Below are 15,228 nucleotides of genomic sequence, written 5' to 3' on the forward strand. Positions count from 1 at the left end.
GCACTGCGCGTTTCAGCTCGCCGCTGGGCGTGTACGATTTCCAAAAACGGTCCAGCTTGATCATGTGCTCTGCCAAGGGCGCCTCCGAGCTGGGTAAGATTGCCTCGAAACTGGCGCGCGGAGAAAGCCTGACGGCCCACGCCCGTTCCGCCGAGTACCGCATACACCGATAAAAATTACGTCATGAATGATTTGATTCAACGCTGGGTTCGTGACGAGGTTCGCGCCATTTCTGCCTACCATGTGCCGTCGGCACATGGCATGGTCAAACTTGATGCCATGGAAAATCCCTATGGCTGGTCGGATCACCTGCAAAGCCAGTGGCAGTTCGAACTGAGCAACGCGCCGCTGAACCGCTATCCCGATCCCGCCGCCAACACCTTGCGCCAGCGCCTGCGCCACAGCATGAACATTCCTGCCTGTGCCGAAATTATGCTGGGCAACGGTTCGGATGAACTGATCCAGATCATGGCGATGGCAGTGACTGCGCCGGGTCGTACCTTGCTTGCGCCAGCGCCGGGCTTTGTCATGTATGACATGATTTCCCGTTTCACCGGCTTGCGCTATGTGGGCGTGCCCTTGCAGGCGGATTTTAATCTGGACATGCCGGCGATGCTGGAAGCGATTGAAACCCACCAGCCTGCGATCGTGTTTATTGCCTACCCCAACAATCCTACCGGTAACTTGTTTAAGCGCGACGATGTGAAACGCATCATCGAGGCTGCACCAGGTTTGGTGGTGCTGGATGAAGCCTATCATGCGTTCGCCGGCGACAGTTTCATGAATGAGCTGGCGAATTATCCGCAGCTGGTGGTGATGCGTACGGTGTCCAAAATGGGTCTGGCGGGACTGCGCCTGGGCTATATGGCTGCGAGTCCGGACTGGATTCGTGAATTCGACAAGGTCCGCATGCCGTACAACATCAATGTGTTGACGCAGATTACGGCAGATTTTGCCCTGCGCCATCGCACCATGTTTGATCTGCAAACCCAGCAAATTTGCGCCGACCGCGCCCAGTTGGTGGCAGCACTCAGCGCTACTGCCGGACTGCAGGTGTTTCCCACCCAGGCGAATTTTATTTTGTTCCGCGTGCAGGATGTGGATGCAACCGCGGTGTTTGAAGGCTTGAAGCAGCGCAAAGTATTGATCAAGAATCTTAGTGGGCAGGGTGGCTTGCTATCCGGCTGTCTGCGCGTTACCGTGGGAACGAGTGACGAGAACGCTCAGTTTTTGAACGCATTGAACGAGACGCTGGCGCAATTGCGCCGCGCATAATGACGAGGTTGAACATGGCAGACCGTACCGCATCGGTAAAACGCGATACGCTGGAAACCCAGATCAGTGTCAGTGTGAATCTGGATGGCACCGGCAAGGCCAATTTTAAAACCGGTGTACCGTTTTTGGAGCACATGCTGGATCAAATCGCTCGCCACGGCATGATGGATCTGGACATTGTCGCCAAGGGTGATTTGCACATCGATGCCCATCACACGGTGGAAGATATCGGTATTACCCTGGGTCAGGCGGTGGCCAAAGCGCTGGGTGACAAAAAAGGCATTCGTCGTTACGGTCACGCCTACGTTCCGTTGGACGAGGCACTGAGCCGGGTGGTGATTGATTTTTCTGGTCGTCCCGGCCTGGAATTTCACGCCCAGTTTACCCGTTCCAGCATTGGCTCGTTTGACACCGAGCTGTTTTACGAATTTTTCCAGGGATTTGTGAATCATGCCGGCGCGACGCTGCACATTGATGCAATTCGTGGCCGCAATGCGCACCATATTGCCGAAACTATTTTCAAGGCATTTGGCCGCGCAGTGCGCATGGCTACCGAGCGTGACGAGCGCATGGCCGGCGTTATTCCGTCAACCAAAGGCAGCCTGTAATTCTCATGACTAGCATTGCTATTATTGACTATGGAATGGGCAATCTGCATTCCGCGGCCAAGGCAGTCGAGCGGGTGGCCGGCAAGACCAAAGTGATAGTGACCGACGATGTGGCCAAAATTGCCAAGGCAGACCGGGTGATCTTTCCCGGTGTTGGTGCTATTCGTGATTGTATGGCGGCGATGCGTGCCCAAGGTGCCGATCAGGCAGTACGTGATGCCGTAGCCAGCGGCAAGCCGGTGCTGGGAATTTGCGTAGGCATGCAGGCATTGATGCGTCACAGCGAGGAAAATGGCGGTATTGATTGTCTGGGATTGCTGCCGGGGGATGTGAAGTTTTTTGGTGACGATTTGCATGTGAATGGTGAGCACCTGAAGGTGCCGCACATGGGATGGAATCAGGTTCACCAAACTGGCAAGCATCCGATGTGGGCCGGCATAGAGCAGGATGCGCGTTTTTATTTTGTACACAGTTATTACGTCCAGCTGGACGAGGCCGCTTTGGTCGCGGGTCAAACGGATTACAGTGTGAAATTTGCGGCGGCGGCGACTCGTAATAACGTATTTGCTGTGCAGTTTCACCCGGAGAAAAGCGCCAGTGCCGGGTTAAAGCTGTTAGAAAATTTTGCCAATTGGAAACCATAGGAAATAGAGGAAATGTCATGCTGATCATTCCAGCGATTGATCTCAAAGACGGGAAATGTGTTCGCTTGCGCCAGGGTGTGATGGACGACTCGACGGTGTACAGTGATGACCCGGTGCAAGTGGCTGCCCGTTGGGTTGAAGCCGGTGCCAAACGTTTGCATCTGGTGGACCTGAATGGTGCGTTCGCTGGTAAACCCGTTAACGGCGAGGTCATTAGACGTATTTGTCAGGCATTCCCGGATGTTCCGGTGCAAGTCGGTGGCGGCATTCGCGACGAAGACACTGTGCAGGCGTATTTGGACTCGGGCGTGCAGTACGTCATCATCGGCACCAAGGCTGTGAATGCACCGCATTTTGTGGAAGATCTCTGCCTGGAATTTCCCAGTCACATTATCGTTGGCCTGGATGCCAAAGATGGCAAAGTGGCCATTGATGGCTGGTCCAAACTGTCCAATCACGACGTGATCGACATGGCGCAGCGGTTTGAACACATTGGCGTGAACTCCATTATCTACACTGACATCAGTCGCGACGGCATGATGAATGGCGTCAACATTGAAGCGACGGTCAAACTGGCGCAATCCATTCGCATTCCAGTGATTGCCTCTGGCGGAATCACCAATCTGGATGATATTCGTGCGCTCAAGGCAGTGGAAGGCGAAGGTATCATGGGCGCGATTACTGGTCGTGCGATTTATGAAGGCACGCTGGATTTTGCCGAAGCACAGAAATTGGCGTTGGGCGAATAAACTTCATGGGATTGGCCAAACGCATTATTCCCTGCCTGGATGTCGACAACGGTCGCGTTGTAAAAGGCGTGCAGTTTCTTGATATTCGTGACGCTGGCGATCCGGTGGAAATTGCACGTCGTTATGATCAGCAGGGCGCAGACGAAATCACGTTTCTCGATATTACGGCCAGTTCAGACAATCGCGAGACGATTGTCCACGTGGTTGAGCAAGTGGCTTCGCAGGTGTTTATTCCACTGACTGTGGGTGGTGGCATTCGCAAGGTGGATGATGTGCGCCGCATGCTCAATGCTGGTGCCGACAAGGTCGCGATCAATACCGCAGCGGTGTTCAATCCTGAATTTGTGCGCGAAGCGGCAGAGAAATTTGGTTCGCAATGCATCGTGGTCGCCATTGATGCCAAAAAAGTCAGCGGCGAAGGCGAGCCAAAACGCTGGGAAATTTTTACCCACGGTGGTCGCAAGCCGACGGGGCTGGATGCAGTGGAATGGGCCAAGAAAATGGTCGCGCTGGGCGCGGGTGAAATCCTGCTGACCAGCATGGACCGCGATGGCACCAAGGCTGGTTTTGATCTGGATCTGGTGCGGGCCGTTTCCGATGCGGTGCATGTGCCGATTATTGCTTCCGGTGGCGTGGGTAATCTTGATCACCTGGTGGATGGCGTGACCAAAGGCAAGGCCGACGCGGTATTGGCAGCGAGTATTTTCCACTTTGGCGAATACACGGTTGGTCAGGCCAAAGAGCGGATGCAGGCTGCGGGCATTGAGGTGCGGTTGTGAGCCAATGGCTGGATGAGGTGAAGTGGGATGCCGATGGTCTGGTGCCCGCCATTGCCCAGGACGCAAACACCGGGCGTATTCTGATGATGGCCTGGATGAATCGCGAATCCCTGCAGCAAACCGCAGACAAAGGCGAAGCGGTATACTGGTCGCGTTCGCGCCAATCCCTGTGGCATAAAGGCGAGCATTCGGGCCACACCCAAAAGGTGCGCGAGTTGCGCCTGGACTGCGACAATGATGTTATTGTGATGCAAATCGAGCAAATAGGCGGCATTGCCTGCCATACCGGACGTGAAAGCTGCTTTTACAAAGTGCTGGAGCAGGGCGGCTGGAAGAGCGTTGACCCGGTACTAAAAGACCCCAAAGAGATTTATTCCCGATGAGCGATGTGCTACAACAGCTGGCCCATGTGCTGGAACAGCGCAAAGGGGCTGATCCTGATTCGTCTTATGTGGCCAAGTTATACCATAAGGGCCTGGATTCCATTTTGAAGAAAATCGGCGAGGAAGCCGCCGAGACCATCATTGCCGCCAAAGGCGGTAATGCGGATGAGATTATCTATGAAACTGCAGACCTGTGGTTTCACACGCTGGTGATGTTGGCCCAGCAGGGATTGGGGCCGGAACAGGTGCTGGCTGAGTTGCAGCGCCGGTTTGGGTTGTCAGGGCTGGAGGAAAAATCCTCCAGAACAGAAAAATAAAGTCCACAAGTTGGGCGCGATTAACGAGCTGTGCCACAGCGGCACAATCATAAATTTAGGAGAGTAGTCATGGGCGGTATCAGTATTTGGCAATTGCTTATTATTCTGGTGATTGTTCTGGTGCTTTTTGGTGCCAAGCGTTTGCGCAATGTGGGTGGCGATTTGGGTCAGGCGGTCAAGGGATTTCGTGACGCAATGAAGAGCGGCGAAGATGATGGTCGCAAGGATCAGCAGGCGGCGTCTTCTTCTGCTTCTTCAACCGCACAACCACAGCAGTTGGATCAAAAAGGCAATCCCGTAATCGACGTGGCCGCTCAGCGGGAAGAAGTGAAAAAAGACACGCAGCGTTCTTGATTAATGCCGCGAGCAGTCTGACCTTATGTTTGATATTGGCTTTTGGGAACTGGTGCTGATCTTTGTGGTGGCGCTGCTGGTCGTCGGGCCGCAGCGTTTCCCGGGCATGGTCCGCAGTGCCGCGTACTGGATTGGTCGAGTCAGACAAGCGATTACCGATGTGAAGTCGGAAATTTCCGTGGAGCTGGAGAAAGCCGAACAGCTCAAACGTCTGATCGATGAGCAGAACGAGTTGCTGCGAAAAAACGAGCAGCAATTTCGCGAAACCTGGAACGCCAATATTTTAAAGCAGGAAGCGGAAGCCAAGGCATTGGCCGAAAAGCAGGCGGCGTTGTCCTCGCCTGAGGTGGTCAAGCCAACGGAGGCGGCGCCACAAAATGCGACTGCTGCGCCCGCAGTGGAGATTTCTGCAGAAAATGACGCGCAACCGATAGTGAGACCTCGGCCAGTGCCTGCGTCACTGACGGCTCCTCGTCCCCTTGATATTCACGCCTCAGCGCCGGCGACTAGTCCGGTGGCTCAGGCCGCCAAAGACGAAACCAAATCGTGAACGAACAAAAACCCGGTGATCCCTACGCGGCAATGCCACTGGTTGCGCATCTTGTGGAATTGCGCGATCGATTAATTCGCGTTTTGTTGGCGGTGCTGGTGATGTTTGTTTGCCTGGTGCCGTTTTCCAACGAAATTTATTTGTTCGTCGCTCAGCCGCTGATGGCGCATTTGCCGGCGAATGCGTCGATGATTGCCACCGAAGTTACATCGCCATTTTTGACGCCATTTAAATTGACTATGGTGGTGGCGATCTTTTTATCCATGCCGGTGTTTTTCTATCAGGCGTGGTCATTCATTGCGCCAGGACTGTATAAAAAAGAAAAACGCTTGATGATGCCCTTGCTGGCGTCGAGTATTGTGCTGTTTTTCTGCGGAGCATTATTCGCCTACTACGTGGTGTTTCCGATTATCTTTGCCTTTTTTACTGGTGCAGCGCCCAACGGCGTCACGGTGATGACGGACATTTCCCGTTATCTGGATTTTGTGCTGGTAATGTTTTTTGCGTTTGGCTTTGCCTTTGAAGTTCCAGTCATAACAATCGGTTTGGTGTGGATGGGCTTGGTATCGCGGCAAAGTCTGGCTGAAAAACGCGCCTACATCATCGTGGGTGCGTTTGTGATCGGTATGTTGTTGACGCCGCCAGATGTGTTTTCACAAACGTTGTTGGCGGTGCCGATGATCATGTTGTTTGAAATCGGCCTGTTCTTCTCCCGCTTTTTTGAGCGGGACAATGAATCCGTCGAGGATGAAGCGGAACAAATGGATCGCGCCGAAGAGACCGAGCGCGAATTGAACGCCAAAAAAGACGAGAAATAATTAGTCCTTGGCTGGCGGCGTTGGTCGCTGTTCAGTCAGGGCGCTGACTTCCATTTCCTTGCCGTTACGAACGATGGTTAGATTCGCCTTGTTGCCGGGGCGAATCTTGGCGATGGACTTAAGTGCTGCAGAAGTGTTGTTGACGGCATTGTCGTTCACCCGTATCAGCACGTCACCGGGGGTCAGACCAGCTTTGTGGGCCGGCCCGCCCTGCAATACGCCAGCAATGATGACGCCGCTGGTATTTTTCAAATTAAAAGATTCTGCCAGGACTGGCGTGAGATCCTGGATTTCAATACCTATCCAGCCACGGGCAACGAAGCCATGCTCAATGATTTGGCTGCTGATATCTACAACCACGTCAATCGGGATGGCAAATCCAATCCCTTGAGATCCGCCAGACTGTGAATAAATCGCGGTGTTAACGCCGACCAGGTGACCGTAGGCGTTAATCAATGCGCCGCCGGAATTGCCGGGGTTAATCGCAGCATCGGTCTGAATGAAATCTTCAAATGTGGAAAGGCCGAGCTGTTCGCGGCCAGTGGCGCTGACGATGCCCATCGTTACCGTTTGGCCAACACCGAAAGGATTGCCGATAGCCAGAACCACATCGCCGATGCGTAGAATGTCGGCATGACCAAAGGTGATGGCAGGTAAGTTATCGAGATTGATTTTGAGTACCGCGACATCCGATTCCGGGTCAGTGCCTATGACTTTGGCTTCGGCATTGCGGCCATCACGCATTGCCACCAGTATGATATCGGCATCTTCGATGACATGATTGTTGGTGAGGATGTAGCCATCTTTATTGACAATAACGCCTGAGCCGAGACTGGATTCGAGCTTGTCCATGGGGACGGGTGGACGATCACCAAAAAAACGTTGCAGCAATGGATCGTCCATTGGGCCGCGATCGCGCTTAATCTTTTTTGTGGTGTAAATGTTTACTACCGCAGGTGCAGCTAAATCCACAGCCGTTGCATAGCTCGCGGCATTATGGGTTTTGTCGCCGTAGGTGGCGGTGAGTGCCAGCGCATCTTCTTTGCTGATTTGATTGATCTCAACGGAGCTGTTGGGTAAGTGAAGGTCTTGGTGTTTGATAAAGTCGACAAGAAAGAAAACGACAAACGCCGAACCCATGCCTACCAGCACGTATTTTAACGTGCCGCTGAAAGAGCGAAGCGAAGAGACGATCGACATGCTGGAGATCCTGAAAACAGTCAGTTATCCTGTCTATATTACACGAGTTGTGGAGAAAGTTGATGATCGCCCTGTCTGTGTTGGCGGCGTACTGCGATGACTTGTTACAGGTGAAGCAGTTTAAGGATTATTGTCCCAATGGATTACAGATTGAGGCGGGGGCGGAGGTGCGTCGCATTGTGGGTGGCGTTACTGCATCCAAGGCGATAGTCGATCAGGCGGTGAAGAAAAAAGCAGATGTGCTACTGGTGCATCATGGCTATTTTTGGCGAGGTGAACCTGAGCCTATTGTCGGTATCAAAGGCGCGCGAATTACATCATTGATCAAACATGATGTCAGTTTATTGGCGTATCACTTGCCGTTGGATGCGCATCCGCTGTATGGCAATAACGCACAACTAGCATCACTCTTGGGTCTTCAGGTTAGCGGTGCGTTTGGTGGTCGATCTGGTGAGGTGTCAGTTGGTTTGTATGGTTCATTGGAACTGCCGCAAACTGCCGAAATGTTTGCGGCCAGACTGGAATCAGTATTGGGCAGGAAGCCGCTACATATCAAAGGGCATGACAGGCCACTGAGTCGAATTGCCTGGTGCAGTGGTGCGGCACAGAATTATTTTGAGCAGGCCATTCATTTGGGTGTTGATGCTTTTTTCACCGGCGAAGTGTCAGAGCAAAGTTACCATTTGGCCAAAGAATATGGCGTCGATTTTTTTTCAGCGGGACATCACGCAACTGAGCGCTATGGCGTGAAAGCGTTGGGAGCGCATCTTGCTGAACAGTTTGATCTACATTTTGAGTTTGTCGACCTCGATAATCCGGTTTGAGTTCGGATTGAGGTCGGCTGAGTGAACAATATGTTTAACTGATCGCGGCGCGGCTTGTTTTTTAGGCGTTTTTTACGGCAAAAAAGGGTGCTTTACGCAGTCGATATAATTGACAGAATTCGTTGACAATTCTGCGACGAATGGTCTACGATCGTGAGCCATATTGATTCTGTTGATAACTGCACAAAGTTTTTTCAATAGTTAATCAGCGATTTCTGATATTGAGGATTTGCATTTTGCAAACGGGGGGGCTCAATACTCAGTGCGACGTGGGCAGGTAATGCCTGTTTCTTTGCGCCGATACTTTCGTGCGTTTCTCCCCGGGTTCTTAATCAGTGTTTGAAAAAAATGTTTACCGTATCTATTAGGTGTGGTGAGGATTTTTTTCTTGCGTTTGGTTAGTAGCCATAAAAACACATAGCAATTTTGAGGATGGGAAATGCAATTTGTAAGCGGGTTTAATCCGGATTTCCACGTTGATAAGGGCGTAAGAGGGGTGCGTCGAATGAATCTCTTCTTGTTGAGGAAGGTGTTTGCCTCACTGGGTTTGGTTGTGGCGATGATGTTGTCGTTTGCAGCTAACGCGGAGTTGCCTGTGCCGGCGCATATCACTCCGCCGCCAGGTGAGCATAAAGGTGAGCATGTGCCACAGCCTATCGATTTTCCGCACGATCGGCATGTGAAGGACATGGGAATCAACTGTATGTACTGCCATACCTATGCGCGTCGCAGTAAAGTTGCAGGTATTCCACCTACTAGTAAGTGTATGGGCTGCCATAAAGTGGTAGCAACCGATAAACCTCGCATTCAGAAGCTGACGGAATATTGGCAGAAGGGTGAGTCACCCAAGTGGCTGAAAGTGCACGATGTACCTGATTACGTACATTTCACGCACGAGAAACATATTCGCAAGTTTGTATTTGATGCCAATTTCCCTGTGGAAGATGTGCAACAAGTTTGTGGCATCTGTCATGGAGAAGTTCGCGCAATGACAGTTGCTGAGAAAAAGAAACCTTTGACCATGGGCTTCTGCCGTCGTTGTCACGAGGCGAACGGTGGGCCGGGTGACTGCTGGAAATGTCACAAGTAGTTAACTCGAACTGGGCCTAAATACTAAAGGGTAATTGAATGAAAAGTGTAACGGTAAATCGTCGTAACTTTCTCAAGATGCTCGGTTGGGGTGGTGCTGGTACTGCGTTGACCGGCTGTGACCTGCCTACAACCGTGACTTTGGAGGAAGGCAAGGAAGAAGTTGTTTCCTATTTTATGCCGGAGGAATATGCGATCCCCGGTATTGGTGTGTGGTATGCGACAACCTGTACGCAATGTGAAGCTGCGTGTGGTTTGCATGGTCGCGTGCGTGAAGGGCGCGTGCTGAAACTGGAAGGAAATCCTGAATCCAGTGTAAATCAGGGTCGCGCATGTATGATGGGCCAAGCAGGTTTGCAGGCTCACTACAATCCTGATCGCGTAACTTCGCCCATGCTGCGCAAAGGTGGTAGTTTGCAGGCAGTGTCCTGGAACGAGGCCATGGCGGAGCTGGGTAATCGTTTGAAGTCGGTTACCGGTGATCGTTTTGCGCTGGTGACTGGCACGGTGAGTGGTCATCAATCTGTTTTGACCGCGGCGCTGATGAGTGAAATGGGTTCGTCCAACCATTTTGCGCACGAAACAATTAATACTGCAGTGTGGCAGCAGGTTTGTCAGGACATGCTCGGTGACGCGCATGCGCGTTTGCGTATGGACAAGGCGCAGTGCGTGTTGTCGTTTGGTGCAGATTTCCTGGGTACCTGGATGTCACCTGTGCACATGGCCGGTGAATATGCCAAGTTCCGTTCAGGTCAGCGTGGTACGTTGATTCAGGTGGAGCCAAAAATGACCCTGACCGGCGGTAACGCTGATCTGTGGGTTGCTGCCAAACCTGGTACTGAAGGTGTGCTGGCGCTGGGTATTGCTAACTTTATCGTTGATCGTGGCTGGAATAAGGCGGAAGTGCCTGCCGCTGTTCGCGCTTCGTTGGCGACATACACACTGCCTCGCGTGCAAGAAATTACGGGCGTTGAACCTGCCAAGATCAAGCGCATTGCCAGTTTGCTGTCCGAGCGGGCGCCAAGTCTGGTGCTGGCTGGCGAGTCTGCCACAGGCTATGAGCACGGTTACGACACTGCTGCGTCTGCGATGTTGCTCAATATTATTTTGGGTAGCGTTGGGACGACTGTTGTGGGTAGCACAGCGTTCCCAGAAAAAGGCATGCGAGCCAATGCGGGTAACACTTCAAGCCTGGTTAAATTCGCTAACGGCTTGCAAAACAAGGCGTACGATGTGGTGGTGTTTGCCAACACCAATCCAGCCTTTACCGCGCCGGCGGCACTGAAGCTCAGAGAAGGTTTGGCGGGCGTTGGCTTTAAAGTTGCCATCACCATGTTCCCTGATGAAACCAGTATGGAAGCAGATCTGGTACTGCCACTTTCTTCTTCACTGGAAGACTGGGGTACGCATGTGTCTGCTTACCAAGGCGCAGACAAGGCATTGATGAGCGTTCAACAGCCATTGATGGAACCGCTGCACAAAGATACTCGCGGGTTTGGCGATATTCTGCTGGGTATGCTCAAGGCGCGTGGCGAGAAGTACGCACAGTTTGCAGACTACTACGCATTCTTGCAGGCTTCACTGAAGAACATGCCAGCGGGCGTGACTTCTATCAGCAATGAAGCTGCTTGGAATGCGCTGTTCCAGAAGGGTGTAATTGAAGCCGCTGGCTCTGCCGGTTCACTGTCACCTCGCATTGCGTCGGTTAAAGCGGGCAAAGTTGAAGAATCCAAAGACTATCCAATGCACTTGGTGCCATCTGCGCGTCTGGGATTGTGGGACGGTCGTCATGCGAATCTGCCTTGGTTGCAAGAAGCTCCAGATCAAATTGCCAAGGTTGTGTGGGACTCTTGGGCAGAAATGCATCCCAAAACCGCAGCGAAGCTTGGCGTTAAGAATGGTGATTTTGTGAATATCACCTCTGCTAGCGGTGCAGTTAAGACGCAAGTTTATGTGCATAAAGGCGTGCATCCAGAGGCGATCGCTGTGCCAATGGGCCAGGGGCACTCTGCCTATGGTCGCTACGCGAAAGGTCGTGGCGTGAATCCGTTGAGCATCCTGAATCCTCTGGTGGATGCAACCACGGGTGAGTTGGCGACCCATGCGACGCGCGTAAAAGTGGCTAAAGCGCATGAGCATCAAGTGCTGGTCAAGATGGGATCATCTGAAACGCAATTGGGACGCTCATTAGTTCGTACCGTTTCTGCTGATGTGCTGCGTCGTACTGAAGGGGAGGCTTAATCATGTCCTTTAAGAACATCATGGAGAATTTTTCCGCCTACCGTAAGGCGGCGGAAGATGGTGGTCATCACAAGTATGAACATCGCTGGGCGATGGCGATTGACCTGAATCTGTGTACTGGCTGTAACGCTTGTTCCACTGCTTGTTATGCAGAAAACAACCTGGCGGTTGTTGGTAAGGAGCGTTTCGAAAAAGGCCAGGCCATGCACTGGATGCGCATTGAGCGCTACTGGGAAGACAAGGATGCAGATCGTGATCATCCAGAAAATGGCGCGCAATTCTTGCCGATGCTGTGTCAACAGTGTAACGCTGCAACGTGTGAACCAGTCTGTCCTGTAGCGGCAACGTATCACACGCCGGATGGTTTGAATGCGCAGGTTTACAACCGTTGTATCGGTTCTCGTTACTGCAGCAACAACTGTCCGTTCCGTGTTCGTTACTTCAACTTCTGGTCGTACTATGAGTCTTCATGGCCAGAACCGTTGAATCAACAGCTGAACCCAGATTTGACCGTTCGCGATAAAGGCGTAATGGAGAAGTGTACATTCTGTATTCAGCGTATTCGTGGCGCCAAAGATCAGGCTCAACGCGAGAGTCGTCCAGTACAGGACGGTGACTTTGTTACCGCGTGCGCACAGACATGTCCAACAGGTGCGATCGTGTTTGGTGATACTCAAGATCCAAACAGCAAGGTCAGCAAGTTGTGGGCGAAGCATGAAGTGGCGCGTGGTCCTTATACGCAGAAGAAACCAAAGTCCAACGGTGAACTTCGTGGATACCGTGTGTTTGAAGAATTGAACGTTGATCCTTCAATCATGTATCTCGAGCGTGTACGTGAGACGGAAGTTTAAGGCTTCTTTGGGTGCTTGAATAAAATTTAAAGGAAAAGTCATGGCTCAAGTTATTCAAGACAAGATCATCGACGAGAACCTGAATTGGTCGCAAATCAACCATGATTTGATTCGCACCATGCAGGCACCGCGCAAGGCATACTGGGTTGCCTTCGCAGTGTGTGTGGCGATGATTTTGTGTGCAGTAGCTGCAGAAATTTACCAGTACAAAATGGGTATGGGTGCAGGTGGCTTGAACAATCCTCACATGTGGGATATGTACATTGCTACTTTCGTATTCTGGATCGGTATGTCGCACGCGGGTACGTTATTGTCCGCGATTCTGCATATCATTCATGCCCAGTGGCGTAAGCCGATTTACCGCTTTGCTGAGGCGATGACAACGTTCTCGCTGATGACTGCCGGTTTCTTCCCCATGATCCACTTGGGGCGCGTGTGGAACCTGTACTGGGTACTGCCGTATGTGTCAGATCGTGGTATTTGGCCGAACTTCCGCTCACCACTGGTGTGGGATGCGTTTGCGATCTCCACTTACCTGTCTGCATCGGCGCTGTTCCTGGTTATCGGTATGATTCCCGATATGGCGGTTCTGCGTGACCACACCAAGGGCTGGCGCAAAAAGGCTTATGGTCTGCTGGCGCTGGGTTGGAGAGGTGACGACCGTCAGTGGCGTAACTTCCGCAAGACATACATGTTGATGGCGTGCTTCCTGATCCCGTTGGCGATCTCGGTTCACTCTATCGTATCGTCTGACTTTGCGATGTCCATCATGCCTGGCTGGCACGTAACGACCTTCCCGCCCTACTTCGTAGCGGGTGCGTTGTACTCGGGCTGTGCGGCGATCATGACTCTGTTCGTGTGCTTGCGTTACTTCTTCCATTGGGAAGAGTACATGACGCTGAACATCATGGAAAAAACCGCCAAGCTGACTTTCGCCATTGCGATGGTATGGAACTACCTGTTGTTCGTTGAGTTCGCTTCTGTTTGGTACGGCCACAGCGTGTACGACAAGGAACTGCTGATTGCCAAGTTTGTCGGGCCGTATGCACCGGTATTCTGGACGATGCTGTTCTGTGCCACGATTGCACCGTTTGCACTCTGTTTCCAGAAGCTAAGACGCCACATGCCGACGATGTTCGTGTTGTCGCTGGTTCTGCAGTTGGGTATGTACACTGAACGCTGGATGATTGTTGCGCCGACTCTGGCATATGCACATTCACCGCATCAGTGGGACATCATGTGGGCTGGCGTTATCCAATGGGGTATCGTGTTTGGTAGCTTTGGATGGTTTGCATTGCTATTCCTGGTTTTCGTGAAGGTGTTCCCTGCAATGTCTGCTTATGAGGTTAAAGAATTATGCTTCCACCTCAAGCATGAACATGAGCACGACGCGCATACGTCAAGTGAGGCTGGACATGCTCATGGCGCGAAAACGGTGACCGGCAGACCAGGATTGGAGGGCGCATAAATGAGTAAAACTCGTTTGTTGGCAATGTTTAGTGGCTTCGATGATGCGGTAAAAACCATTGAAGACATTAAAAGCAAAAAACTAGCAGGCGTGGCTGTGGACGACATCACTGTGATGTCGCCCATTGAACACCCGAATATCGACGAAATTTTGGGGAAGCGCCCGGTAAACATTCAGGTGTTTACCTTCTTGGGGGCAGTGTTTGGCGTAACGTTTGGCTTTTTCTTCCTTTCGGCAGCGCAAGCCAGTTTCCTGGTGCAGCCACAAGGTGGTAAAGCGGTTATTGCCTTCCCCAGTAATTTTGTACTGATGTATGAAATGCTGATTTTCTTTGGTGTGTGGACGACGGTATTCGCGTTCTTGTGGATGTCTGGCTTGTTCCGCAAGCGTGGAAATTTGTACAGTGAAAAGCTGACCGTTGATCAAGTAGGCATTGTTGTCGAAGTTGACGAACATCAGTTGAATAACGCCCGGGCATTTTTTAACGGCAATAAAGCGTTGGAAATCCGGGAAGAGAAGGTGTCATGAAGCTTAAAAAACTAGCAATCATCGGCGCGGTGGCCCTGTTACCAACCACGGTCATGGCATGGCCTTGGTCGACGGATATGATGAATCAGCCGAGCATCAAACCTCAGGAAGGCGCACCTGCGCCTTTTGCGAAGCGTTCGGTGCCGGTCAGCGGCATACCAACAACCTACAAGAATCGGGAAGAGACAAGGGATTTAAAAAATCCGTTCCCACCAACTGCGGAGTCCATCAAGACCGGGCGCAATCTGTTCAAGATTTATTGCGCGGCCTGTCATGGTTTGACTGGAAGAGCAGATTCACCAGTGACGCCAAAGATTGGCGCAATTCCTTTGCATGAGGAATATGCACAATCGTTGACCGAAGGGTGGATGTGGGGAACGATCACGTTCGGCAGCTATGTGATGCCAGCTTATGGCAAACCTGGCGAAGGTGGTGGTTCAAACGACTTGTCTCCGGAAGAACGTTGGCACGTAGTGAACTACATGCGTCACCAGTTGATTAAAGACGGCGCTGTCAAGGCAGCGGGCGCGCACTAAAACGAAGAAAAAGG

Annotated in this window: 19 protein-coding genes; 18 read left to right on the forward strand and 1 reads right to left on the reverse strand. The window is 51.9% G+C overall.

Annotation, left to right across the window (positions count from 1 at the left end; translation table 11 throughout):
• The 11 genes from OEW58_04370 to tatC form a co-directional block, all read left to right on the forward strand.
• Window positions 1-173: histidinol dehydrogenase (locus OEW58_04370; protein MDH5300577.1), on the forward strand; the 173-nt coding region annotated here is incomplete at its 5' end.
• A 10-nt stretch (window positions 174-183) separates the two neighbouring features.
• Window positions 184-1,275, forward strand: a complete 1,092-nt coding sequence (hisC, locus tag OEW58_04375) for a histidinol-phosphate transaminase (protein ID MDH5300578.1) — start codon at window positions 184-186, stop codon at window positions 1,273-1,275.
• Window positions 1,276-1,289: 14 nt separating this feature from the next.
• Entirely contained in the window at window positions 1,290-1,883 is a 594-nt protein-coding gene (gene hisB, locus OEW58_04380) for an imidazoleglycerol-phosphate dehydratase HisB (protein ID MDH5300579.1), read from the forward strand.
• A gap of 5 nt (window positions 1,884-1,888) precedes the next feature.
• Window positions 1,889-2,527 carry an imidazole glycerol phosphate synthase subunit HisH gene (hisH, locus tag OEW58_04385; GenBank protein MDH5300580.1) on the forward strand — a complete coding sequence of 213 codons (639 nt, stop codon included), beginning with the start codon at window positions 1,889-1,891 and terminating at the stop codon, window positions 2,525-2,527.
• A gap of 17 nt (window positions 2,528-2,544) precedes the next feature.
• The gene (gene hisA / locus OEW58_04390) at window positions 2,545-3,276 is read left to right on the forward strand and encodes a 1-(5-phosphoribosyl)-5-[(5-phosphoribosylamino)methylideneamino]imidazole-4-carboxamide isomerase (protein ID MDH5300581.1); all 732 of its coding nucleotides are present in this window, start codon (window positions 2,545-2,547) and stop codon (window positions 3,274-3,276) included.
• A 5-nt stretch (window positions 3,277-3,281) separates the two neighbouring features.
• Window positions 3,282-4,055, forward strand: a complete 774-nt coding sequence (hisF, locus tag OEW58_04395; protein ID MDH5300582.1) for an imidazole glycerol phosphate synthase subunit HisF — start codon at window positions 3,282-3,284, stop codon at window positions 4,053-4,055.
• The gene (gene hisI / locus OEW58_04400) at window positions 4,052-4,438 is read left to right on the forward strand and encodes a phosphoribosyl-AMP cyclohydrolase (protein MDH5300583.1); all 387 of its coding nucleotides are present in this window, start codon (window positions 4,052-4,054) and stop codon (window positions 4,436-4,438) included. Before hisF ends, hisI begins: the two co-directional genes overlap by 4 nt.
• A complete protein-coding gene (locus OEW58_04405; protein ID MDH5300584.1) occupies window positions 4,435-4,755 on the forward strand; it encodes a phosphoribosyl-ATP diphosphatase in 321 nt (106 codons plus the stop codon). Before hisI ends, OEW58_04405 begins: the two co-directional genes overlap by 4 nt.
• A gap of 69 nt (window positions 4,756-4,824) precedes the next feature.
• On the forward strand, window positions 4,825-5,109 hold the full coding sequence (tatA, locus tag OEW58_04410; GenBank protein ID MDH5300585.1) for a Sec-independent protein translocase subunit TatA: 285 nt from the start codon (window positions 4,825-4,827) through the stop codon (window positions 5,107-5,109).
• A gap of 25 nt (window positions 5,110-5,134) precedes the next feature.
• Window positions 5,135-5,659: a Sec-independent protein translocase protein TatB gene (gene tatB / locus OEW58_04415; GenBank protein MDH5300586.1), complete on the forward strand. Its 525-nt coding sequence runs from the start codon at window positions 5,135-5,137 to the stop codon at window positions 5,657-5,659.
• A gap of 32 nt (window positions 5,660-5,691) precedes the next feature.
• Window positions 5,692-6,477 (forward strand): twin-arginine translocase subunit TatC, encoded by a 786-nt coding sequence (gene tatC, locus OEW58_04420; GenBank protein ID MDH5300587.1) that lies wholly within the window; start codon window positions 5,692-5,694, stop codon window positions 6,475-6,477.
• On the opposite strand, the gene OEW58_04425 is transcribed toward tatC, so the two are convergent.
• Window positions 6,478-7,677, reverse strand: a complete 1,200-nt coding sequence (locus tag OEW58_04425) for a Do family serine endopeptidase (GenBank protein MDH5300588.1) — start codon at window positions 7,675-7,677, stop codon at window positions 6,478-6,480. It lies immediately after the preceding gene.
• Window positions 7,678-7,739: 62 nt separating this feature from the next.
• On the opposite strand from OEW58_04425, the gene OEW58_04430 reads away from it, so the two are divergent.
• The 7 genes from OEW58_04430 to OEW58_04460 all read left to right on the forward strand — a co-directional run bounded on the left by OEW58_04430 (window position 7,740) and on the right by OEW58_04460 (window position 15,214).
• Window positions 7,740-8,501: a Nif3-like dinuclear metal center hexameric protein gene (locus OEW58_04430; protein MDH5300589.1), complete on the forward strand. Its 762-nt coding sequence runs from the start codon at window positions 7,740-7,742 to the stop codon at window positions 8,499-8,501.
• A gap of 439 nt (window positions 8,502-8,940) precedes the next feature.
• Entirely contained in the window at window positions 8,941-9,591 is a 651-nt protein-coding gene (locus OEW58_04435; protein ID MDH5300590.1) for a cytochrome c family protein, read from the forward strand.
• 38 nt (window positions 9,592-9,629) lie between these two features.
• Window positions 9,630-11,831, forward strand: a complete 2,202-nt coding sequence (locus tag OEW58_04440) for a molybdopterin-dependent oxidoreductase (protein MDH5300591.1) — start codon at window positions 9,630-9,632, stop codon at window positions 11,829-11,831.
• 2 nt (window positions 11,832-11,833) lie between these two features.
• Complete coding sequence (locus OEW58_04445; GenBank protein MDH5300592.1) at window positions 11,834-12,682, forward strand: 4Fe-4S dicluster domain-containing protein; 849 nt, start codon at window positions 11,834-11,836, stop codon at window positions 12,680-12,682.
• Between the two features lie 40 nt (window positions 12,683-12,722).
• Window positions 12,723-14,150 carry a polysulfide reductase NrfD gene (gene nrfD, locus OEW58_04450; GenBank protein MDH5300593.1) on the forward strand — a complete coding sequence of 476 codons (1,428 nt, stop codon included), beginning with the start codon at window positions 12,723-12,725 and terminating at the stop codon, window positions 14,148-14,150.
• Window positions 14,151-14,678: a DUF3341 domain-containing protein gene (locus OEW58_04455; GenBank protein MDH5300594.1), complete on the forward strand. Its 528-nt coding sequence runs from the start codon at window positions 14,151-14,153 to the stop codon at window positions 14,676-14,678.
• Complete coding sequence (locus OEW58_04460; protein ID MDH5300595.1) at window positions 14,675-15,214, forward strand: cytochrome c; 540 nt, start codon at window positions 14,675-14,677, stop codon at window positions 15,212-15,214. Before OEW58_04455 ends, OEW58_04460 begins: the two co-directional genes overlap by 4 nt.
• Window positions 15,215-15,228 lie beyond the last annotated feature (14 nt).

Source organism: Gammaproteobacteria bacterium, assembly GCA_029884425.1.
Taxonomy (GTDB): domain Bacteria; phylum Pseudomonadota; class Gammaproteobacteria; order S012-40; family S012-40; genus JAOUHV01.